Below are 22,054 nucleotides of genomic sequence, written 5' to 3' on the forward strand. Positions count from 1 at the left end.
ACAATAAATCTAGTTACGCGCCAAGGCCTGTAAAATCCGCCATACATATAAAAGACATACGCCTCATCGACGCCCTCTCATGATCCTTCCCCTTGCCATCCGGCGTCTTTTTGTAAATTTGCCTCGTCCGGCCAAGCAGGCGCTGGCCGTGGTGCTTGACGCAACAATTCTCCTGATTTCGTTTTACCTCGCGCTGTGGTTGCGTTTCGAGCTTTTCTTCCTTAATACCTCGTACGCGGCGCTGTCTCTCGCCGCCTGTGCGGGCGGCATTCTCGCCATGGCGGGGTTTCGGGTCTACAACTACATCCTGCGCTACATGAACGAGCGGGTGATCCTCGGGATCACCGCAGGCGTGGCGGTATCGGTCATGGTGGTCACGGCCGCCAACACCTTCCTGCAGTTGATCGGGCTGTCGCGCGCCGTACTTGTCATCTACGGATCCCTGGCGATCGCCGGACTGGTCGCTTCACGCTGGATTGGCCGCCGGGTGCTGTTCACCGACGCCAAAGACGTCAGCGATCTGCGCATACCGGTTGTGATCTATGGCGCGGGCGGTGCGGGCTCCCAATTGGCCACCGCCCTGCGCGCGGGCCCCCATTACAAGCCGATCGCCATGCTGGACGACGACCGGCGCAAGCACGGCCTGATGGTATCGGGTCTGCGGATACACCCTCCACAGCACCTGCCCAAGCTGGTGGAGCGGTACTCTGTGCGTCAGTTGCTCATCGCCATGCCCACCGCGGGCCGGGCACGGCTGCGCCAGATTGTCGAGTCCGCGGAACAGTACCGGCTGCGCATTCGGCTGGTGCCGAGCCTGCGTGAACTGGTCGATTCCAACGGACTCCGACTACGCGACGTCCAGGTAGAAGATCTGCTGGGCAGAGACCCCGTCGCCCCGATACCTGAGTTACTGGGCCGCTGCGTGAGCGGTCGCAACGTTCTAGTGACCGGTGCCGGCGGATCCATCGGCTCGGAACTGTGCCGCCAGATCGTCGCGCTCGAACCGAAGCGCCTGGTGCTATTCGAGATGTCCGAACCCGCCCTGTACGCTATCGAGCAGGAGCTTATCCAACTCATCGGAAACCGGCCGATCGAACTCATCGCGACGCTCGGTTCAGTACGTGATCACGCTCACACGCTGAACCGCATCCAGCAGTACTCCATCCAGACGATCTATCATGCCGCAGCCTACAAGCACGTGCCGATGGTGGAGCAGAATATTGCGGAGGGTGTGGCAACCAACGCGTTGGGTACGCAGTCCCTGGCGCGAGCCGCGATCGCCGCCAACGTCAGCGATTTCGTATTGATCTCGACGGACAAGGCAGTCCGTCCCACCAATATCATGGGCGCCAGCAAACGCCTCGCTGAACTGATCCTGCAATCCCTGTCGCAACAACAGGCGGTCACCCGGTTCTCCATAGTGCGATTTGGCAACGTACTGGGAAGTTCCGGCAGCGTCGTGCCGTTGTTCCATCGTCAGATTTTGGCTGGCGGCCCCGTAACGCTGACGCACTCGGACATCACACGTTACTTCATGACCATTCCTGAAGCGGCGCAGCTCGTGCTGCAGGCCGGCGCGATGGGCGCTTCCGGTTCGGTGTTTGTCCTGGACATGGGGGAGCCTGTCCGCATTCGAGACTTGGCGGAGCGCATGATCCGACTGTGCGGCTTGACCATACGCGACGCGTCCGATCCGGACGGTGACATTGAACTCCGTGTAGTCGGCCTGCGACCTGGCGAGAAACTCTATGAAGAGCTACTGATTGGCGGTGACGTCAAATCCACGCAACACCCGCGCATCATGCAGGCCCGGGAAAATGATCTGCCTCATGAAATCTTGACGGCGGGACTTGCCAAGCTTGAACAGACTCTGAGTACCTACGACCGCAACCAGATGGTCGAAGCTATCGCAGCACTCGTCGCCGAATACACTCCACAGGCGGCCGGTGAGCCCTGTCATCAATCCCTTACCTTGGCACAATGACGGTACGGATCGCGCATCTCACCACTGCCCATCCACGTTTCGACGTCCGGATATTCCACAAGGAATGCCGCAGCCTGGCTCGCCAGGGGTATCAGGTTGATCTGTATGTCGCGGATGGCGGCGGCGATGGGCAGCGCGACGGAGTTTCGATTTTCGACGTCGGGCCACCGACCGGCCGCGTCAGCCGAATGCTCGGGAAGACCTGGACAGTCTGGAACCGGGTACGAAAAACGGATGCCCAGATCATTCATATCCATGATCCGGAGCTGTTACCCATCGCACTGATGCTCAAGTGCATGGGGCGCACCATAATCTACGACGCGCACGAAGACGTCCCCCGGCAGATTCTCAGCAAGCCTTGGATCCGGCCTTGGATCCGCCAGGCCATCGCCTGGCCTTTCGAACGATTCGAGAATTTCGTTGCACGTCGTTGCGCCGTGGTCATATGCGCGACGCCGCATATCGCACAGCGCTATGCGGCGCAAGGCGCCAACAGCATCGACGTCAACAATTACCCCATCCCTGGCGAGCTGGACGGCCCTGCGACCCAGGAAACGACCGGGTTGGCCCCACGCGTGGACCGGACGATCTGCTACATCGGTGGCATCGCCCGGATCCGTGGCGCGGTGGAAATGGTCCAGGCACTGGAACATGCGGATGCCCGACTCATTCTGGCCGGCCCCATGGAAAGCGAAGCGTTCCACACCTCGCTACGCGCGATGCCCGCCTGGAGCAAGGTCGACTATCGCGGGGTATTGGATCGGCCCGGCATTCGACAGGCGTTGTCGGAAGCTCAGCTTGGCTTGGTGCTCCTGCATCCTATACCAAACTACCTGGATGCCCTGCCAGTCAAGATGTTCGAGTACATGGCCGCGGGAGTTCCTGTATTGGCTTCGGACTTCCCGCTTTGGCGGGAGATCCTTGAATCGTCGGGTACGGGCAGGTGTGTCAACCCCCTCGATACGACCTCGATCGCCCAAGCCATCAACGCGATGCTGGCCACGCCAGTCGACCAGTTGGAACGCATACGCGCGGCATGCCGTACAGCGGTTCAAACCACTTACAATTGGCGAAACGAAGAGGCCAAGCTCGTCAGCGCCTACGCCAAGATCACGCCCCCATAACAATTCAGGATCCAACTCTACCCATGTGCGGAATTCTTGGCGGGTGGTGGGCCTCGCCACCGGAAGATCTGGAGAACCGGCTGGGACGAGGCCTGGTGCGATTGCGCCACAGAGGGCCCAACGACCAAGGTAGCGAACTCGCCGACGGCGCCATCGGCAAAGTGGCGCTCGGACAGACTCGCCTGTCAATCATCGACCTATCCACAGGCGGACATCAACCGATGTCCACCCACGATGGTGCCCTCACGGTCGTGTTCAACGGCGAGATCTACAACTACCGGGAATTGCGCGCGGAACTGAAAGCGCTCGGCCATCAGTTTTCCTCGGATAGCGACACCGAAGTCTTACTCGCCGCCTGGTATCAATGGCGAAACGCCGCATTGCGGCGTTTCGTTGGGATGTTCGCGTTTGCGATGCTGGACCGGCGCAGTCAGACGCTGACACTGGCGAGAGATGCCTTTGGCATCAAACCCCTTTACTACCGCCGCACCTCTGAGTCGCTCGCTTTCGCGTCCGAGCCGCGAGCGCTCATGACGCTGGACCACGCCTCTCGGGAGTTGGACTTTCAGGCTGCTTACGACTATCTGGTCCACGGGCACTACGACCATACAGAGCGCAGTTTCGTCAAAGACCTGTGCACTCTGCCTCCGGCACACACCCTTACCCTTTCCATCCGCACAGGCCAGGCTGACGTCCCCCAACGCTGGTGGGCTCCGGAAATCGCCGAGCGTAGACCCACCCCGGCCTATGCCGACGCGGCCGCGGAACTCCGAGACCGGTTCCTGGACAGCATCCGACTGCACTTGCGCAGCGACGTCACCCTGGGCGCGGCCCTGTCCGGCGGCGTTGACTCGTCCGCCATCGTGTGTGCGATGCGGCATGTCGAACCCGATTTGCCATTGCGCACTTTCAGCTTCATCTCCCAATCTGCGGACCGCTCCGAGGAGCAATGGGTCGACATCGTCAACGTCGGATCCAACGCCATCGCACACAAGATCCGCGTCACGGCGGATGAACTGGCCAACGATATCGACGACCTGATCCTGGCCCAAGGAGAACCCTTCGGCAGCACCAGTATCTACGCCCAATATCGTGTCTTCAAGGCGGCACGGGAAGCCGATGTCACCGTCATGCTGGAGGGTCAGGGTGCGGACGAACTGCTGGCCGGCTATAACGGCTACCCCGCTCAACGATTGGTCAGCCTGCTAGAACGCGGCCACCTGCCATCGGCGCTGCGTCACCTGCGGGGCCAGCGCAACTGGCCTGGGCGCAGTCTCAAGGCAACACTGCAGGAAGCCATCAGCGTCATGGCCGGGGACCCGCTGTACCAGCGACTGCGTGCGCTGTCAGGGCGCGATCCCCGCCCGGCCTGGCTGGATATCGACGCGCTGAGGGGCGCCGGTGTGCGGATGGAATATCCCCGCGCGAGCTGGCCTGGAAGCAGTGGCGGCCGGCGCGCCATGGCTGAGATGGCGATATCGCTGACGCAGCGCGGGCTGGGCTGGCTCTTGCGCCACGGAGACCGCAATTCCATGCGATTCTCGATCGAAAGCCGGGTTCCTTTCCTGACGCCGGATCTCGCGGATTTTCTGATGGGCCTGCCCGAGGACTATCTCGTATCGCTGCAGGGCGAAACCAAGCACATCTTTCGCACCGCCATGCAGGGCATCGTACCCGCATCCATCCTGGCCCGCAGGGACAAGATCGGTTTCGAAACACCGGAGCTTGCGTGGCTGCGCAAACTTGCTCCACAGGTCCGGCAATGGCTGGCGCCCGGACAGGGATCTTCCTTGCTGGACAACGCGCAGATGTTGCAGCATTTCGACGCGGTCATCGAAGGGCGGCGTCCGTTCAGCTGGCAGATCTGGCGATGGATCAATTTCCAGCGCTGGGTCCAACTCAACCAGATCAAGGACTAGGGTGGCACAGCTACCCGGCGGCGAGCACGCTCAGCCTGGCGACCGATCCGCCTCGACGCTCCTTTGAGCGTCGAGGCGTCCTAGGATCGCCGGCGCGCAAGCGCCTCTTCATAGTCCGACTTGATCCTGCGAGCGATGGCATGCGGATCGTGCCACCGTTCAACATAGGCCCGGCTACGCCGCGCCCAGGCAACCAGCTCAGATCGCGGCATCGTCAATACCTGCTCCAGCGACTGCTCCACTGTTGCCTCGGTCACCTGCAACACAGGCAGCTCGCGCGCCATATCGGGCGGCAGGAATGACAGATCCTCCTGCCGGATATACGACAGCACAGGCTTGCCCAACGCCATCAGTTCCACGGCCAGGCCGCCGTACCAACCGGCGAACAACTGATCAATCAGCACGTCGGCGCGCTCGTATTCCTGGCGCGCCTGGGCATGGCTCATGCCTTCGACAAGGATAAGCTCGAACTCGAAGCCCCGCACACGCAGGTTCTCCAGCGCCGCGAGGATATAATCGGTGCCCTTTACCTGCCGGTTGCTCGGCGCATGGGCGATGCGCAAGGGCCTCGGCTCTCCTTGGGTATAGCTCGGCAACCATTCGTCCAGGAAGATGTGCGAATAAGGCACGAACTCCGCGCGAGCCGGCAATACTCTCAACAGATCCGGATTCACGGAATAAATCCGGTCGCAGTATTGGTCCAGACGGCCAATCTGCCGGCGCTTGAAGGCGTCGCTGGCCGCATTGTAGTAGTCAGGGCCGACCTGCCGGGCAATGCAGATCTGAAAATGGGCCCGTGAATAGTCCCCCTGCCGGGCATCGTCCCCCTGATAGGTCACAAACATGGGCACGCCTTGGCGCTTCGCGCGGGCCAGCTCGATGCCTTGCAACAACCAAAGGTAGGCCGCACGCAACGGGTACGCCAGGCGCTTGGCCAGACTCGAGCCCGGACTGGCCGACCAAGCGTGCGGTCTTGCCAAGGTGGTACCGAAATTGAAATGCAGGACGTCATAACCCGGCACGTCGCGCCACAGGGTTCGCCACCGCCGCCATTCTCGGCGCAGTGGCCCCGCGTCGTCCGGATTGACCACAATGTCGACCGGATACTGCAGATAATTCTGCTCCGTGGTCAATGTGTCGCTGCCCACGCCCTCCTGGCGCAGCGCGGCGCTCAAGCCTTGGGGATTGCCGCCGACCGAAGTGGGCAAGTGCAGGACGCGGAACGGCGTCATTTCAAGAGGACGCCTGCTCACCGTCCTTGGCCCGTTCGAGCAAGGGATGGTAGAAATTGATCAGATCCACGGGCTTGCCGAACCACACTCGATCCAGAATGGCCGAGAACATCTGGGCGCTCGCCGCGAAAGAATGACGTTTCTCGACAAACGCTCGCGACCGGGCCGAAATCTGCGGCCACTCGGCGCGCCGCGCAATCAGGTCACGCAGCACCCCCTCGATGGTGCGCTGCCCGGCGGATACGATAGGACATTCATCCAGGTAGGAGTATGTGCGGAACAGGTCCGTCGCCGGCAAGCCGTCCACGGGGCTGACTACCACGCGCCCCAGAGCCAGTCCCTCCAGGGCGGCCAGCGCATATCCCATGACCAATTGGTCAACGTAGATATCGGCCCGTCCGATACGTTCGAGCGCCTCGTGGTTTGGCACGCGCTCGATCAGGTCCAGGTGGATATCCACGCCTTCCGCGCGTAGCGTCTGCACGGCCTGCACCAGGAACTCCGTGCCTTTCACGCCGCGATGATTGGCGGCATGCGCAATGCGTATCGGGCCACTGGTCTGCGGGGCCACGAACGGTCGGATACGCTGCGTATCGACCGGATAGCAGGTCAGGGGCAGGATGTCCCATCGAGGCAGGCTGGTGAAATGCACCAGGCAGCCCACGACAACATCGGCATCATGCGTCATGCGGCGGATACGCTTTTGCACGCGGCCGGCATGGTTGCCCATGGCGGGATAGCTCATCATCAACCCATGGCGCCAAAGCGGGTCGCCCATCTGATCGTAGACGAAGGCATCGCTGCCGTAGGGCATGACCACGATTTTCTTGCCAGCCAGGCGCAACAGTTTCAGTTCAAGCGGGGCAAGCAAGGTATCTCGCAGCACCCCCCCGTCGAAATACATAAAAAACACGTCATAGCGCGACAGCGAATGCCCGAAAAAGCGATATGCCATCCAGCCGGAGCACAGGTAGTCGGCCAGCTTGCCACGAGAGACCGCTGGAAACACCAGATGGTCGAAATCTTCCCTGCGGTTGATCGCGTACAGCTCCGTCACCGCAGTTTCGCTCAGATAGCCGCGTTCAGCCATTGCACGCGCCATATAGGACAACGACTTGATCGGCGTGGATTGCCAAACCAGGCGTGGGCGCTCCGTGGCGGAGCGCGCGGATAACACATGGCGCAGATAGCCAGCCACCAGGAACGGCAGTCCGGCCACCAGGACAAGCACGTCCAACAGCGTCCTGAGCAACGGTTTGAGCAAGGCGGACATCCCGCGTTTCCTCTCGTTGTTCCGCGGCCTAGGCCTGACCGAAGAATCGCGCGCCGTCCTCGAACGACCTGAACCGGAAGTCCGGCATGAGACCCGCGAGGACTGCGGTAGGTGGCACGATCGTCAATTGCCCGGCCTTGCCCGTACGCTCGAAGGTCGGCTCACGACCGATGATTCGGCCGATCGCCTGCGCAACATCCTTGATGCTCAGGGCCTCGGACGTTGCCACATTGATGGCCCCTTGCCAGCCCGAGACCGCGGCGGTACGCAGCACGGCGGTGACATCGTCGATATGCGTGGGCGTGAACACCATGCCGCCTTCGTCCCCATCCAGGGAGACTTTTTCCCCGGCCTGCACCCGTTGGAAAAGATTGGGCACGAGACGGCCGGTCTGTTGCGGGCCGTAGGGGAAAAACAGCCTCAATGCGCACACATTGAACAGCTTCGAATAGGACTGCGCCAGAAGCTCCGCAGCCAGCTTGGTTCGCGCGTAGTGGCTTTCCGGCGCCTGCGCCGAGGCTTCGTCCATCGGCTTGGCATAGGGCTCATAGACACTTCCGGTGGACGCCAGCACAAAGCCTTTCACGCCCGATTTGGCCGCATAGTCCAGCAGGGCCGCCGTGCTGGCGACGTTGACCTGGAACATGTCCATCGCCGATCCCGGAAAATCCCGGTAGCCGTCGGATTGGGCAAGGTGAATGATCCGGTCCACGCCGCTGGCCGGCAGGACGGCAGCGAGATCGGCATTGGCTCCGAGATCAGCCAGCACGCAACGTACGCCGAGCCGGGTGAGCTCCGGGACTTCGCGGCGACTCAAGGCGAGCACCTCATGTCCCGCGACGAGCTGTTGGACAAGATGACGGCCCACAAAACCCGTGGCGCCGGTCAGGAGGATACGCTGTCGGCCGGAAAGGGGATTGGAATCAGGAGATTTCATGGCAATGGTCATCACGTCTGTGCTTGGCCTCGATACACGTCGAGGAGCTTCTGCGTTATTAGTTCGTTTGAATGGTAAGCCTGATACCAGCGCTTCGAATCCTGCGAAACGGCGCGCATGTACACGGGATCCTGATGCAGGCGGCGCAGCGATTCGAATACATCTTCAGGAGAGCGCACATTCAGGACGGGCGGCAACTCGGGGAAGCACCAGCGATGCTGGTCTTCATTCAAGTAGAACATGGCCGGCTTGCCGCAGCCCCAGGCCTTCGGCGCCGTGCTGCCGAACGACCCCAACCAGAACTGGTCCGCCAGCAGATCCGTCGCCGCGATGTAGCGGCACATCAACGCATTGGGAACCGGTGGAATCCACCGCACCCGGTCGGCCACGCCCAGTTCCTCGAGCAAGGCGCGCGAAGCCGGCACCGACAACCCCCAATCAACCATCACGGCCGACGCGCGGGGATTGACGTCCTTGACGAAGCGCGCGAAGCCACGAATGAAGATGTCGTTGCCCTTTTCCCAATTGGGACTGCGCACCTCCGGCTCCCAGTGCTGGCGCGATGGATGAAAAACGATGAAATCCGTGTCGAGCTCGCGACAAAGCGAAGCGCGCAATGCCTGCGATTCCGGCGTTTCATGCAGACTGTCTTCATTGACGGGGTGGGGAATGAAACTGTAGCTGGGCAGCTCCAGTCGCTGCGCCGATCCCAGGACATCCGCATTGGTGATGAAGGCATGCCTGGCGCGGGTATAGGTCAGGTACGTGAGCTGACCCATATAGGAAGACTCGAATGGCAGGCTGCGCAACGTGCCATGCTCGAATGCCAGGAAAGGCGTACCCGCGATGAGCGGCAACCGGCCTCCGGCGCCATAGACTTGCACGATATCGTATCGGCTCATCAATGTCCTGACGGACTCGCGATAGGCCGGTGCGGTCGCCTCGATGTCGCGTAGAGCATTGGGCATGTCCGGGTCGATAGGGACCGACGGCATGGGTTCGATGGCGATCGGCAGCGCATCGACGGCGGCGGGTATCGTCGGCTTACGCCCGGAGCGCAAGCGTCCTTCGGTGATCAGTCGATATCCCACCCGCAGGCACAGCCTGCCCAGGCGGTACAGTTTGCGTGCGGCGGCCGCTCCCTTGCGAACAAGCTTGTATCCTCCCACCAGGCCACTGCGCAACCGCTTGCCCACGCCGCCATCGCTGCAATCGATTTCCCTGTCGAGATTGCCCACTTTCCACCAGAAGCGCGCGGCCCAGCGGCGCCCTTCGGTTTTGGCCAGCAGATAACGCAAACCAAAGGGCTCGCGCATCTGGATTACCCAATCGGGGCGGACGTAATTCAAGCCAACGGTGCGAGTCCAGTCGGGTTGGTTATGCGTTCCCGCAAAGTTGGTGAACCCGCCCTCCTCCCATTCCGGGCATGCCATGATGTGGTAATAGCCTCCCACATACACGTCAACCTCAACGCCGTGGCGGCGCAGGGCTTTGGCATTTAGATATGCGTTATTGGCGATATTGTCGATGAACAGGACGCGCAACGGCCGCGCGCCGTCGTCTACCTTATGCTGTGCGTTTTGCACCGGAGCTTCCCCATAACTTGAATACGGCTCGTGAGAGCGCTTCTTGCCCGCACGAGCCTTCATGCGCGGTCAGGCGCTACGCAGCGCGTCGGTCAGGGTTTGTACCACCAAGGCTTGATCCGCATCGGTCATATTAGGGAAGATCGGCAACGTGATCGTGGTGTCTTCACACAGGATGGCGTTGGGAAACGCCGTCGCGTCCAGCTTGTACTTGTTCGCGTAATAGCCCAGGCGCACCACCGCATGCGTACCCGGCCGGGTTTGTATGCTTTTTTCATCCATGGCCCGCATTACGGCGTTGCGGCGGTCACGACCACCTTCACGCACGCGCACCACGTAGCTCTGATACGAATGGCCATCGACGTCGGCAGCTTCGGTCGGCAGTACCAGATCGGAAACCGAGGCCAACAATTCGGAATACCGCGTTGCCCGCGAACGACGCTCGGCCAGCAGATGCTCCAGCTTCGCAAACTGGGCAATGCCGACCGCTGCCTGGATATCCGACAGACGCAGGTTGTATCCCAGATTGTCGAAGGTCGACATCGTCCACGGGCCATGCGGCTCGATTTCCGCCGACGGCAATCCCGTGGAGCCGTGGTTGCGGAAACTGTTGACCAGCTTGGCCAGGGCCTCGGTCCGCATGGTGACAGCGCCGCCCTCACCTGTTGTGATCACTTTGCGGGGATGGAACGAGAAACAGCCCAGATCGCCGATGGTGCCGATCGGCGTTCCCTTGTAGGTGGTGCCGATCGCACATGCGGCATCTTCGATGACCGCCAGATTGTGCTTACGGGCTATCGCCATGATGGGATCCATGTCGGCGGCCAGGCCGAACAGGTGGACTGCGACGACGGCCTTGGTGCGCGGCGTGATGGCGGCTTCAAACGCTGCCGGATCCAGATTGAACGTGTTCGGATTGACGTCCGCGAAAACCGCCTTGGCGCCCACGTATTCCGCGGCGTTGGCCGAGGTGATCCAGGTGAACGCCGGCACGATGACCTCGTCCCCCGGCCCCAGTCCCAAGGCCAGCGTGGCCAGGTGCAACGCGGCGGTACAAGACGTCGTGGCCAGCGCGTACGGGGCAGCATGGCGCTTGGCGAGCAGCTCTTCGAATTGACGCGTCATCGGACCTTGCGTCACCCAGCCGCTGGCGAGACAGCGGCGCACACTTTCGATTTCGCTTTCGTCGAACGAGGGGGCAGCGAGTTGCATTATCTTATCTACTCCGGATGGCAAATGAAGGGTGCGTCGGCTCGCAGCGATAGCGTCGAACGGAACACGTATAGGCATGAAAGTGCGATACTTACAATTTTACCCTGCACTGGCGGCGCCATAGTGGAAAACGCCACACGCAATCAGCCCCGTGCGGCGGGATTGGCACCCTGATTGCCTAGGCAAGCCGTACCGCGGGCGCCCGGACGACTCCTTTTTTCATAAGCCCATGCTCCCCGCGGCCCATTCCCCTGCCATTTCCGATCACCTCGGCATATCCGTCACCGAATCCTCCGAGGCCGATACGACGGAACTCGAGGCTTGGCTCAGCCAGGTTCCCAGTGCCCTGCTATACGCTGGACAGGAATTTCTCGACTTCCTCGTGGCGGCCTGTGGTGGGGTGTCGACAACCCTGATCGCGCGGCGCGGCGGGCGCATTGCCGGCGCTTTCCGGTATCTCAGCAAAACCGTGCCAGGAATCGGAACCATTATCAACAGTCTGCCCTGGTACGGCAGCCATGGCGCATGCCTGCTGGATACGCAGCCCGACCCGCAGGTGCGCCGCGCGCTACTGGCCGCGTTCGGAAATCGCATCGCTGCCACCCCCGACGTCATCAGCGCCACGGTTATCCTGACGCCGGTCGAGGAGTCCTATCGCCAGGAATATATCGACGCGCTCCAGCCACGCGTGCTGGATCCCCGCAATGGCCAGATCACCGCACTACCGCCAGACGGCCCCAACCTGCTGCATGACCTGGAATTCTGCTTTGCGCAAAAAACGCGCAACCTGGCGCGCAAGGCATGCAAGCAGGGTTTTGAAGAAATCGTGAGCGACGAAGATTGGGCCTGGCAATTCCTGCATGATGTACATGTCGAGAACATGGCCGCCGTCGGCGGCAAGGCCAAGCCCCGTGAACACTTCGACGCATTCCGCGTCCATCTCGCACCGGGCCGGCGCCGCCTTTCGGTAGCGATGCTTGACGGGCAGCCCGCCGCCGCCATGTTGCTTGCCGGCTTCAATGACACAATCGAGTACATAACCCCTGTTATCAAGGTGGAGCACCGATCGCGGCAGCCTCTGTCGTTCCTGATCATGCAGGGAATGCTGGATGCCGTCAGATCCGGCTACCGTCATTGGAACTGGGGCGGTACCTGGCACTCCCAGCATTCGCTACACCATTTCAAGGCTGGCTGGGGTGCGGCGGACTGGCCTTATACCTATGTCGTCTGCGCGTCGGACACCGGACTGGCCACCCTCAGGTCGGATGCCGCCAAGGTGGCATCCGCATTCCCGTTCTATTACGTCTATCCATTCGACCAGCTGAACCATGATCCCGCATAGCCGCCCCTGGATTACCGACGAGGACTGCGAGGCCGTCGTCGCGGTCCTTAGATCCGGCATGCTGAACGAGGGCGCCGCGACTCGTAGGCTGGAACAGTGGTTCGAGCATGCCAGCGGCGGCGGTACTGCGGTGGCTACCGGTTCCGGCAGCCAGGCCCTGTTGCTGGCCTTGCGCGCGCTCGAGGTCGGAGCCGGCGCCGAGGTGATCCTCCCGACTTACGTCTGCGCGGAAGTTCTGGGCGTTGTGGAGTCACTCGGAGCGACCGCCAGGCTCGTCGACATCGCCGACGACTATCTGATCAACGCCAATGCCACCGCTGCAGCAATTACGCCGCGAACCCGCGCAATCATCGTCCCGTACGTCATGGGCATCCGGACCGATATCGAACCCCTGCGCACGCACGGCGTTCCCATCATTGAAGACTTGGCCCAATGGCTAGGGCCCGTGCGCGCATTCAAGGGGGACATCCAGGTATTCTCGTTCGAGGCCACCAAAGTCGTGGCCGCCGGAGAGGGGGGCATGGCAATGGCGCGCACGCCTGAATTGGCACAACGCCTGGTGCAAGCCAAGCGCATCGCGTCATCACCCTACAAGCTCAACCTCTATCCTTTGTCAGACTTGCAGGCCACCCTGGCCCTGTCCCAACTCGAACGCCTGAGCAAGACCTGGGAGCGGCGACAGATGCTGGCGCAGCGGTATATCGCGGGGCTGGCCGACACGCCCGTTATCGTGCCAGCGCAGCGCATCGAGCACGGCATGTATTTCCGCTTTGCGGTACAGCTGCCGGCAGGGTTCGAGGTGGCACAGGCCATCACGGCGTTCGCGCGCCACGGCGTGGCGGTTCGCCGCCCCGTCGACAACCTGTTGCACCACATCCGCCCGACGACGGCCACGTTTCCCATGGCGCAGGCGTTGTACGACCGAACCATCTCCCTGCCGTTGTATCCTGCCTTGTCGGACGACGATCTCGATGTGGTACTGAGTGCGGCGCACGCCGTTTTTTCTCACAGTTAGGTTTCAAGACATGGATGACGTGCAACGCACAGAGAAGTACGCCAAACGCCCGCTCGATGAGCAACGCATCGCCCAGATGAACGAGTTGTTGCGTCCCGCTCAGGCGAGCCTGGAGCAGCATGCCCCCCAGCCGGCGCAACCCATCGTCCTTGTCATCGGCGCGCCCCGTGCGGGTACGACCCTCGCCGGCCAGATGCTCGCGGCGACCGGCGGTTTCGCCTACGCCAGCAACTTCCTGGCCCGATTCTGGCAGACGCCCGCAGTCGGCGCCATCATCGAACAGGCGTTGAAAATACGTGAGAACGACGGCATCGATTTCTCCTCCACGCACGGCGTGACCAAGGGCTGGAGCAATTCCCACGAATTCGGTTATTACTGGTCGTCCTGGTTCGACCGCGGCCAGACGACCCATCGGCTCGCGCCGGCGGAACTTGCGCAGATAGATGCCGCCGCCATGCTTCGGTCCCTGGGAGCCTTGGAGGCCGTCCGGCACCTGCCTTTCGTTTTCAAGAACAATACCTGGTGCACGCTGCAGGCCGCCTATCTTGCGCGCACACTGCCCACCTCGCTCTTCGTGGTCTGCAGACGCAATCCGTTGTTCATCGCGCAGTCCATACTGATGGCGCGGCGCGAGCGCTATGGCGACGAAAGGCAATGGTGGTCCGTGCGTCCGTCGACCTATGAGACCATCATCCAGTACTCCCCGCAGCAGCAGGTCGTCTTCCAGGCGCTCGAGATCCAGCGCGAGATGGACGACGAACTGCGCCTGATCGCGCCACATCGACTTGTTCACGCTCCCTACGAGCGCCTGTGCGCCGAACCTCGGCGGATCGTCGCCGAGGTCGTGGAACGATGTGAGAGCGCCGGCGCCAGGCTGAAGCTGGAGCGCACCTGCCCGGAAGCGTTCGAAAGCACGGATGTGCGCCGATTGCAGGCCGCCGAATGGCGTCTGCTGGAGCGAGCGCTCGAGGACTATCCCGCCTTCCGTGTTCGTGTGGAAAGCCAGGCTTGATTCGCTACGGCACGCCTGATTCGCTGGCTTCCTTGTCCAGCCACGCCAGGACATCCGCTGTCAGTGCATGGATCTGCCGTGTGTCGACACTATTTACCGATATGTCAGGATCGACTGGCGGCTCGTAGGCGCTACCGATGCCCGACATATTCGGCAATTGCCCGGAACGAGCCTTCTTGTACAAGCCTTTGGGGTCGCGCTGCTCACACACCTCCAGGGGCGTGCTGACATAGATCTCGATGAAGTTGTCCGTTCCAATCAATTCACGAGCCATATCCCGTTCCTGGCGAAAGGGCGAAATGAACGCGGTCAACACAATCAGACCCGCATCCATCATCAACTTGGCCACTTCAGCAATACGCCGGATGTTCTCGACCCGATCGGCTTCGGTGAAGCCCAGGTCCCGGTTCAGCCCCTGGCGGACGTTGTCGCCGTCCAATATATAAGTCCTCCGGCCTCTTTCGAATAGCGCGATTTCCAGTGCATTGGCGAGTGTGGACTTGCCCGATCCGGACAGTCCGGTAAACCAAATCACCTTCCCGCGATGGCCGTTCAATCGTTCACGGTCCTGACGGGAAATGGATAGCGCCTGCCGATGCACGTTCTGCGCCCGGCGCAATGTGTGCCGGATGATTCCTGCGCCAACGGTCGCGTGCGTGTAGCGATCGACGAGTATGAAGCTTCCCAGTGTTTTCGAGGTCGTGTATTGATCAAAGACCAGTGGCTTGCTCGTGGCGATATTCACCACGCAGATATCGTTCAGGTCCAGCGCTTTGGCGGCATCGTGCGTGAGCGTATTGACGTCCACGCGGTACTTGATCGCCGTGATGGACGCCGTAGTCCACGTAGTAGCCAATTTGATGTCATAGCTGCGCCCGACCAGGCCCGCCTCATTGCCCATCCAGACGAGCGTCGCTTCAAACTGATCTGTCATCTCCAGCGGCTGGTCCGCGGCCGCAATGACATCGCCCCGGGAAGCGTCGATTTCTCGATCCAACCGCAATGTAATCGCCTGCCCGGCCCGTGCCATTGGCAATGAGGCGTCCATCGTGACGATCTCCGCGACCTTCGCGGTCTGGCCCGACGCGGTCACCCGGATCTCGTCATCAACCTTGACGACCCCTTCGGCCACGGTGCCGCAGAACCCGCGGAATGCAGAGTCGGGCCGGTTCACCCACTGCACGGGAAACACCAGGCGCGAGGACTGCGCATGGCGCACCTTGACGGTCTCCAGGTAGCTGATCAGTGTCGGCCCCCCGTACCAAGACATTTGCGCTGACCGTTGCGCGACATTGTCGCCCTTCAATGCGGACAACGGCACGGCGACGATCTGTTCGAACTCCAACGGTTCCGCAAATGCCTTGAAGCGCTCCACAATGCGCTGAAACACCGATTGGTCGTAGTCGACCAGATCCATCTTGTTCACCGCCAACACCACGTGCCGTATGCCCATGAGGGACACCAGATAGCTGTGCCGCTGCGTCTGTGTAAGCACGCCCTGACGCGCATCGACCAGCAAGATGGCCACATCGGCTGTCGAGGCTCCCGTCACCATATTCCGGGTGTACTGCTCGTGCCCCGGGGTGTCTGCGACGATGAACTTGCGCTGCCGGGTCGCGAAATACCGATAGGCGACATCGATGGTGATGCCCTGCTCCCGCTCTGCCGCTAGGCCGTCGACCAGTAACGCAAAGTCGATGCCCTCGCCTTGCGTGCCATACTTGAGCGACTCGCTCCTGAGCGTCGCCAACTGGTCGTCGAACAATTGCTGGGAGTCCCAGAGCAACCGTCCGATTAGGGTACTCTTGCCATCGTCGACGCTGCCGCAGGTAATGAATCTGAGCGTGTCCTGGTTTTGCTGCGACGCCAGGAACTCCTCCATGGTCACTGCGGGAGCGCGCGACGCTTGGGCAGATGGTATTTTGCGGGGCATCAGAAATATCCTTCCTGCTTTTTCTTTTCCATGCTGGCCGAGGCGTCGGCATCAATGGCCCGCCCCTGCCGTTCCGAACTGCGCGCGCCGATCAACTCAAGGATGATCTCGGACAGCGATTCTGCATCGGATTCGATCGCACCCGTCAACGGATAGCAGCCGAGGGTGCGAAAACGTACTTTGCGCTTCTCCACGACTTCGCCGGGCAACAGCTTCATGCGGGCATCATCAACCATCAGCAGCATGCCATTGCGCACGACCACCGGACGTTCCTTGGCAAAGTACAGCGGCACCACCGGGATGTTCTCGCGGTAGATGTACTGCCAGATATCCAGTTCGGTCCAGTTCGATAGAGGAAATACGCGGATGCTCTCACCCTTGCGTTTGCGCGCATTGTAGAGATTCCAGAGTTCGGGCCGCTGGTTCTTCGGATCCCACTGATGCGTCTGCGTGCGGAACGAGAAAATTCGTTCTTTTGCGCGCGACTTCTCTTCGTCTCGGCGGGCGCCTCCAAACACCATATCGAACTGGAATTTGTCCAACGCCTGCTTCAGGCCTTCGGTCTTGGTGATGTCCGTATGCAGCGCCGACCCGTGGTCAAAAGGATTGATGTCCTTCGCGATGGCTTCAGGGTTGGTATGGACGAGCAGCTCAATGCCACTCTCGCGCGCCATGTGGTCGCGGAACTGGTACATCTCCCGGAACTTCCAGCGGGTATCGACGTGCAGCAGCGGAAAGGGTGGCGGCGCGGGATAGAACGCCTTGCGGGCAAGGTGCAGCATGACCGTGCTGTCCTTGCCCACTGAATACAACATCGCAGGGTGCTCCGACTCGGCAAACGCTTCGCGGATGATATGAATGCTCTCGGCTTCGAGTTGGTCAAGATGCGGCATTGATTGCCGATGCTCCCCGGCCTGACCGCCATGTCCCCGCTGTCCGCTCAAGATCAGCGGAGACGGATAGCTCAGCACGCTGACTTCCAGCTGCCCAGTGGGCCTGAATGCCCGGCAATAGGGCAACAACCATCCGTGCGGAAAGACGACAACGGGCTTGCCGACATACAGGCCAAGACGGTGCAAGCCGTCGTCCACGTCGGCCTGGCTCGGCTTGCCGATAGCCTCCAGTGGCACCCAATAGTGCGCGCCGCGCGCGTCGTTGGCATGCAAGCAGGCTCGCTGATTCGGCAAGTTCGACAATTGGGCGAACAGGACCAACTTGCGCTTGGCGCGAGCACGCTCCAGTTCTTGTGCCAACACCTGGGGCAGGGGCGGCTCCCCACCGTCGCTCCGCAGGGCTTCGACGGTCAGGGCAGGCGGCAGGATTCCCAGTTCATGCAGCCGACGTTCGGCCGTGCGCTTGGTGGCCGCTTGTCCTTGCCCCTTCAAATGATGGAATGCCTGGTCGGTGTCCCAGACCTGGATCGCATCCAGGCCCATCAAATTGTCTGTCACCATTTTCCGCCAATCCTGTCGCAATATGCGAAATTTTTCTCTATCTTACCAAAACAACCGCTTGATCTTTATATTTCGCGTAGAATATCCAAGAAATTTGCAAATTGCGACCATCACATCTTCGCCTCGCAAAGCGGCACCCCCTTTACCATGAAGCAAATCACGATTGTAGGGGCCGGCTTCAGCGGCTCATTGACGGCGGTGCACCTGCTACGCGGTGCCCCCATACCGCTGCACATTCGCCTGATCGAGCAAGCGGCAAACCAAGTTGCAAAGGGCCTAGCCTACAACACCACGCAGACCTGCCATTTGCTCAACGTACCTGCCGGCTCTATGAGCGCGTTTCCAGACGAGCCTGACCATTTTCTCAACTGGGCCCGGGCCAACTGCCGCGCCGAAACTCCCTGGGTGCCAGAGATCTCTCCAACGGCTTTTCTGCCCAGGGCCTGGTATGGCCTCTACCTGGCCCAGGTCTTGCGCGATGCCATCACCGCCGCCCAGGGCCGACATGCCATTGAAATTCTGACGGACGAAGTCACCTCCGTCACGCCGTCAGGTGAAGGCTACGATGTTCGGACGCGCCTCGGCGCGTGGTGGCACACCGAGCTCTGTGTGCTCGCCCTGGGCAATTTTGCCCAGATGCGCCCTGCCGACCCTCCCGTGTGCCACCGCAACCCATGGGCGCCCGACGTACTCGAAACCCTGCTGAAGACCCGACAATGCCTGTTGGTTGGCTCCGGCCTGACTACATTGGATTTGGTTGTCGCGCTGCGCACGAATCGCTACGCCGGAAAAATTCACATTGTTTCACGGCGCGGCCTGACTCCGCAGCGCCATCGCGCTTACGGACAGACCGCCGTGCTGGACCATGACGCATTGAAAGGCGGTAATCTGCGCGCGCTCGTGCGCGAAGTTCGTCAGCGTATCGCCACCCAAATGGATAAGGGTGGCGACTGGCGCAGCGTCATCGACGCGATGCGGCCACACAGTGCCCGCCTTTGGCTGTCCCTCTCCCTGTCCGATCGAAGGACATTCATGCGGCATGTCCGGCCCTACTGGGATAACCATCGGCATCGAACCGCCGCGCCGATCGATGACATCTTTCGCGCTGCGATGACGGACGGATCGATCCTCCTGCACCGCGCACGCGTGACGGGATACGAGGTCAGCGCTACGGGCGGAGTCACTGCCACGCTCCGGGGCTGTGGCCTGCCGCCCCGGCAGCTGGAGGTCGATCGGATTGTCTATTGCACAGGCCCCGAACCCGATCTCCAGAAGCTTGATGTCCCCCTGCTCCGACAGTTGTTCGCGGAAGGCCGGGTACAAACCAATCCCGTCGGCTTTGGCCTTGCCACGAACGCCTCGGGCGCCCTGATCGATGCCACCGGGCAAGCTTCACCCGCATTGTTCACAATCGGCCCCCCCACGAAAGGGCGGCTGTGGGAGACCACCGCGGTGCCCGAGCTCCGCATGCAGGCGATGGCGTTGGCCGCCACCTTGCTGAAGCAACTGGAACGCCTCCCCGCCCCTCACTAGCCCGGGCGCTGACGGAACCTGCGAAAAATGCACCGCTCCAGTCGTGTCAGACCTGTTTCCGATGCGCCATGATATGCAGATTGCGATTGTCCAACGTACGGGTTACACGGGAAAAACCGCACAGGTTCAACCAGTCGAGGATTTCGTCATACCGATATAAATCGTTGATGGCGGGACTGATCGCGTCGAAGTATCCGTGTACCAACTCCGCTGGGTAGATACCTTTCAGGTAATCCACCTTTTCGGAAAAGGTCATCGCAACCGTAGCGCGACGATGTTGCACGTACGTGTTGATCTCGCCGTATTCTCCGGGCCGAAATGGCTCGCCGTAGAGCATAAGGAACATCGAGCCGTCGGACTTCACGGCGGGAACGATATTGTCGAAGGCCCGCTTGGTGTCTCCGGTGTGGTGCAAAACGCCGTATGACCACACCAGATCGAACTGGTCATCGAACGGAAGGGGTTCCAGCAGATTCACCGCCTGATGGCGAAAACCTGGGAATTCTTCGCACAGGCGCCGCACGTTCTGCAGCCCATGTTCCGACTGGTCTACGGCCATGACGTTGGCCCCCAGTCTGGAAAATGCATAAGCCCATCGGCCATTGCCGCAACCCGCATCCAGGATCGATTTACCCTTGAACCATGCAGCCGGCAGCTGCGTGTAGGTTTCGATCAACTGGCTGGCATTGGTCACAAAAGCTTCATCGGTGACCAGATGGGCTCCCTCAGGCAGGATATCCCATTGCGTATTGAAACTGGCCCGGGTCTGGCTCATCCATTGGTGATACCGCTCGGATTCACCCAATAGGAATCGAAGATACTGTCTCGCTTCGCTTATCTCGTTCTGGAGATAGGTGAGTCGTTCCGCGAGGCGCTCTTCCAGAGTATGGACCTCGCTTTGCACTGCCGCCGCCACTGCCGGGTCCGGACCCATGATGCGGTCCCTGACGCGATACAGCCGGCGGCGTATCGCTTGTCCGATCCTTGATTTGAATCCCTGCGTCCAGCGACCACCCATTTCCTCATTCTCCTGCTCGATTCGGCATTGGGAATGCCGAACGCGATTGGCGTTTAACGTACGGAAATATGTTCTGGCTAAGTGCTTGTCACGACGGCAGATGCTACCACTGATAGTTGGGAAATGGCGGTGCGGTAGCGAGTCCGGCGCGATGGTACTCGAGCTCCTCCCCGCCAAGAGGGGCATTCAAGGGAGAGCGCCGCCAGCTCACCCGATGATTGGCGGCGGTGGCGTTGAGCAACGCTTGGTATTGTGGAAACCACAGATCGGACCCGTGGTTTTCCAAGAACCACTTTCGCGAAATTTCGCCGGCCTGCTTGCGCATGGCCGGATTGGACTGCAGCCCGAGCAACGCTTGCGCGACCTCCTCGGCGTTAATCGCCTGCAGGATCGGCGGCGCACCCGTTTCGCATAGCGCCTCATATTGGGCCACTTCCGTGCGTCCGATTACTGGAAGCCCCGTCGCCATGGCCTCCAGCCCGGCCGCCCCGAAGTAACCCAGGACAAACTGGTCTATGAACACATCGGCACTGCGCAAGTAATCCCGTACTTTCTCCTTGCCGGACAGCGGCAACCAGACCATGCGATCAGCGATACCCAACTTGGCAAGGGCGTCTTCCGCGAGCTCACGGTCATTGCCCCAGCTGGGAGCAACGAGCCGGGCTCCCGGACAGTGTTTCGCAAATTCGGCAAAACCTTCAATCGCGAGGGACGAGCCTTTATTCTTTTCGTCCAGCCGCGAGGTGGTGAGTACGAAGAAGTTGCCGCCACTGCGCGCCTCCCAACCCTGACGGGAATCTCCATGGCCAGGACGATACTGCGTCTGGTCCAGCGTCATGGGCAGGTAGATAAGATTCCTGAAGCCGTATCGGCGGGCATGCGCGTAGCTCCAGGGATTGGAAACCACGAACACCCGTGCATTGGCATACGCCAACCGTTGCAGATGGCCCAGCATGTCATCACGCGCCGCTTCCAACCAGATATCGCCCCCGGTCTGGGACACGACATAAGGCCGGTTCGCCAAGTATGACAAATAAGTCGACTGCGCTCCCCACAGCACATCTTTGCCGTGCAACGCCCGCAGCGTGGCCCGATATGGCCCCTCCACGTAAGGCAGGAAATGGCTTTTGTCGTAATCGCGCAGGAAAGGAAGTGGAAGCGATGTATCCGCTTCGTCCGGCAACCGTGCATACACCCCGGGTACCTTTCCCAAGCACACGCCAGCAGCATCCAGCTCTTCGACAGTGGCCGGGCCTTCGAGGATGCCGTCAAACTCCTCCCAAGCTGGCTGCCCCATCACAAATTTGTCATCTGGATGGAGGAAAATATCGATATCGAGTCCCTCTCGACGAAGCGCACGTGCCCGAAGGTACAGATTGTTCGCCAAATTGCCACAGAAGCCGATCTTCAGCTTGCGCGAATCCATACCAACCGTTTTCCGAATCTCGCGTTCGAAAAACTCGTGGCTGTAGTCACGCAT

Annotated in this window: 16 protein-coding genes; 7 read left to right on the forward strand and 9 right to left on the reverse strand. The window is 61.0% G+C overall.

The window, feature by feature from the left end:
- Positions 1 to 79 precede the first annotated feature (79 nt).
- From AT699_RS29850 to asnB, 3 genes are read left to right on the forward strand one after another with little or no spacing between them, the layout of a single operon-like run.
- Entirely contained in the window at positions 80 to 1,984 is a 1,905-nt protein-coding gene (locus AT699_RS29850; RefSeq protein ID WP_006389720.1) for a polysaccharide biosynthesis protein, read from the forward strand.
- Positions 1,981 to 3,108: a glycosyltransferase gene (locus AT699_RS29855; protein WP_006389717.1), complete on the forward strand. Its 1,128-nt coding sequence runs from the start codon at positions 1,981 to 1,983 to the stop codon at positions 3,106 to 3,108. Before AT699_RS29850 ends, AT699_RS29855 begins: the two co-directional genes overlap by 4 nt.
- A gap of 23 nt (positions 3,109 to 3,131) precedes the next feature.
- Positions 3,132 to 5,027: an asparagine synthase (glutamine-hydrolyzing) gene (gene asnB, locus AT699_RS29860; RefSeq protein WP_006389716.1), complete on the forward strand. Its 1,896-nt coding sequence runs from the start codon at positions 3,132 to 3,134 to the stop codon at positions 5,025 to 5,027.
- Positions 5,028 to 5,107: 80 nt separating this feature from the next.
- On the opposite strand, the gene AT699_RS29865 is transcribed toward asnB, so the two are convergent.
- The 5 genes from AT699_RS29865 to AT699_RS29885 are packed head-to-tail and all read right to left on the reverse strand — an operon-like array spanning position 5,108 to position 11,267.
- Positions 5,108 to 6,259: a glycosyltransferase family protein gene (locus AT699_RS29865; protein ID WP_058207538.1), complete on the reverse strand. Its 1,152-nt coding sequence runs from the start codon at positions 6,257 to 6,259 to the stop codon at positions 5,108 to 5,110.
- A gap of 1 nt (position 6,260) precedes the next feature.
- Positions 6,261 to 7,532: a putative aminotransferase, class-II gene (locus AT699_RS29870; protein WP_024070739.1), complete on the reverse strand. Its 1,272-nt coding sequence runs from the start codon at positions 7,530 to 7,532 to the stop codon at positions 6,261 to 6,263.
- A gap of 28 nt (positions 7,533 to 7,560) precedes the next feature.
- Positions 7,561 to 8,481: an NAD-dependent epimerase/dehydratase family protein gene (locus tag AT699_RS29875; protein ID WP_006389713.1), complete on the reverse strand. Its 921-nt coding sequence runs from the start codon at positions 8,479 to 8,481 to the stop codon at positions 7,561 to 7,563.
- A complete protein-coding gene (locus tag AT699_RS29880; protein ID WP_006389712.1) occupies positions 8,481 to 10,118 on the reverse strand; it encodes a glycosyltransferase family protein in 1,638 nt (545 codons plus the stop codon). Before AT699_RS29880 ends, AT699_RS29875 begins: the two co-directional genes overlap by 1 nt.
- 6 nt (positions 10,119 to 10,124) lie before the next feature.
- Entirely contained in the window at positions 10,125 to 11,267 is a 1,143-nt protein-coding gene (locus tag AT699_RS29885; protein WP_006389711.1) for a DegT/DnrJ/EryC1/StrS family aminotransferase, read from the reverse strand.
- Between the two features lie 229 nt (positions 11,268 to 11,496).
- Here AT699_RS29885 and AT699_RS29890 point away from each other — a divergent pair, with 229 nt between their 5' ends.
- From AT699_RS29890 to AT699_RS29900, 3 genes are read left to right on the forward strand one after another with little or no spacing between them, the layout of a single operon-like run.
- On the forward strand, positions 11,497 to 12,609 hold the full coding sequence (locus AT699_RS29890) for a GNAT family N-acetyltransferase (RefSeq protein ID WP_081247831.1): 1,113 nt from the start codon (positions 11,497 to 11,499) through the stop codon (positions 12,607 to 12,609).
- Entirely contained in the window at positions 12,596 to 13,624 is a 1,029-nt protein-coding gene (locus AT699_RS29895; RefSeq protein ID WP_058207539.1) for a DegT/DnrJ/EryC1/StrS family aminotransferase, read from the forward strand. Before AT699_RS29890 ends, AT699_RS29895 begins: the two co-directional genes overlap by 14 nt.
- 10 nt (positions 13,625 to 13,634) lie before the next feature.
- Complete coding sequence (locus AT699_RS29900; protein ID WP_006389708.1) at positions 13,635 to 14,636, forward strand: sulfotransferase; 1,002 nt, start codon at positions 13,635 to 13,637, stop codon at positions 14,634 to 14,636.
- A 4-nt stretch (positions 14,637 to 14,640) separates the two neighbouring features.
- On the opposite strand, the gene cysN is transcribed toward AT699_RS29900, so the two are convergent.
- A complete protein-coding gene (cysN, locus tag AT699_RS29905; RefSeq protein ID WP_006389707.1) occupies positions 14,641 to 16,518 on the reverse strand; it encodes a sulfate adenylyltransferase subunit CysN in 1,878 nt (625 codons plus the stop codon).
- 50 nt (positions 16,519 to 16,568) lie between these two features.
- Positions 16,569 to 17,462 (reverse strand): sulfate adenylyltransferase subunit CysD, encoded by an 894-nt coding sequence (gene cysD, locus AT699_RS32355; protein WP_024070744.1) that lies wholly within the window; start codon positions 17,460 to 17,462, stop codon positions 16,569 to 16,571.
- Positions 17,463 to 17,954: 492 nt separating this feature from the next.
- Between cysD and AT699_RS29915 the strand changes: the two genes are divergently transcribed.
- A complete protein-coding gene (locus tag AT699_RS29915; protein WP_081247833.1) occupies positions 17,955 to 19,556 on the forward strand; it encodes an FAD/NAD(P)-binding protein in 1,602 nt (533 codons plus the stop codon).
- A gap of 46 nt (positions 19,557 to 19,602) precedes the next feature.
- Here AT699_RS29915 and AT699_RS29920 read toward each other — a convergent pair whose 3' ends face one another.
- Positions 19,603 to 20,574: a class I SAM-dependent methyltransferase gene (locus AT699_RS29920; RefSeq protein ID WP_050807772.1), complete on the reverse strand. Its 972-nt coding sequence runs from the start codon at positions 20,572 to 20,574 to the stop codon at positions 19,603 to 19,605.
- A gap of 103 nt (positions 20,575 to 20,677) precedes the next feature.
- Entirely contained in the window at positions 20,678 to 22,054 is a 1,377-nt protein-coding gene (locus tag AT699_RS29925) for a glycosyltransferase (protein ID WP_054499597.1), read from the reverse strand.

This window comes from Achromobacter xylosoxidans, from assembly GCF_001457475.1.
Taxonomy (GTDB): domain Bacteria; phylum Pseudomonadota; class Gammaproteobacteria; order Burkholderiales; family Burkholderiaceae_B; genus Achromobacter; species Achromobacter xylosoxidans.

Bases quoted from the DNA above. Each gene is read 5' to 3' on its own strand.
- AT699_RS29850 (WP_006389720.1), top strand. From the start codon at position 80: ATGATCCTTCCCCTTGCCATCCGGCGTCTTTTTGTAAATTTGCCTCGT.
- AT699_RS29855 (WP_006389717.1), top strand. From the start codon at position 1,981: ATGACGGTACGGATCGCGCATCTCACCACTGCCCATCCACGTTTCGAC.
- asnB (WP_006389716.1), top strand. From the start codon at position 3,132: ATGTGCGGAATTCTTGGCGGGTGGTGGGCCTCGCCACCGGAAGATCTG.
- AT699_RS29865 (WP_058207538.1), bottom strand. From the start codon at position 6,259: ATGACGCCGTTCCGCGTCCTGCACTTGCCCACTTCGGTCGGCGGCAAT.
- AT699_RS29870 (WP_024070739.1), bottom strand. From the start codon at position 7,532: ATGTCCGCCTTGCTCAAACCGTTGCTCAGGACGCTGTTGGACGTGCTT.
- AT699_RS29875 (WP_006389713.1), bottom strand. From the start codon at position 8,481: ATGACCATTGCCATGAAATCTCCTGATTCCAATCCCCTTTCCGGCCGA.
- AT699_RS29880 (WP_006389712.1), bottom strand. From the start codon at position 10,118: ATGAAGGCTCGTGCGGGCAAGAAGCGCTCTCACGAGCCGTATTCAAGT.
- AT699_RS29885 (WP_006389711.1), bottom strand. From the start codon at position 11,267: ATGCAACTCGCTGCCCCCTCGTTCGACGAAAGCGAAATCGAAAGTGTG.
- AT699_RS29890 (WP_081247831.1), top strand. From the start codon at position 11,497: ATGCTCCCCGCGGCCCATTCCCCTGCCATTTCCGATCACCTCGGCATA.
- AT699_RS29895 (WP_058207539.1), top strand. From the start codon at position 12,596: ATGATCCCGCATAGCCGCCCCTGGATTACCGACGAGGACTGCGAGGCC.
- AT699_RS29900 (WP_006389708.1), top strand. From the start codon at position 13,635: ATGGATGACGTGCAACGCACAGAGAAGTACGCCAAACGCCCGCTCGAT.
- cysN (WP_006389707.1), bottom strand. From the start codon at position 16,518: ATGGAGGAGTTCCTGGCGTCGCAGCAAAACCAGGACACGCTCAGATTC.
- cysD (WP_024070744.1), bottom strand. From the start codon at position 17,462: ATGCCGCATCTTGACCAACTCGAAGCCGAGAGCATTCATATCATCCGC.
- AT699_RS29915 (WP_081247833.1), top strand. From the start codon at position 17,955: ATGATGGAATGCCTGGTCGGTGTCCCAGACCTGGATCGCATCCAGGCC.
- AT699_RS29920 (WP_050807772.1), bottom strand. From the start codon at position 20,574: ATGGGTGGTCGCTGGACGCAGGGATTCAAATCAAGGATCGGACAAGCG.
- AT699_RS29925 (WP_054499597.1), bottom strand. From the start codon at position 22,054: ATGCGTGACTACAGCCACGAGTTTTTCGAACGCGAGATTCGGAAAACG.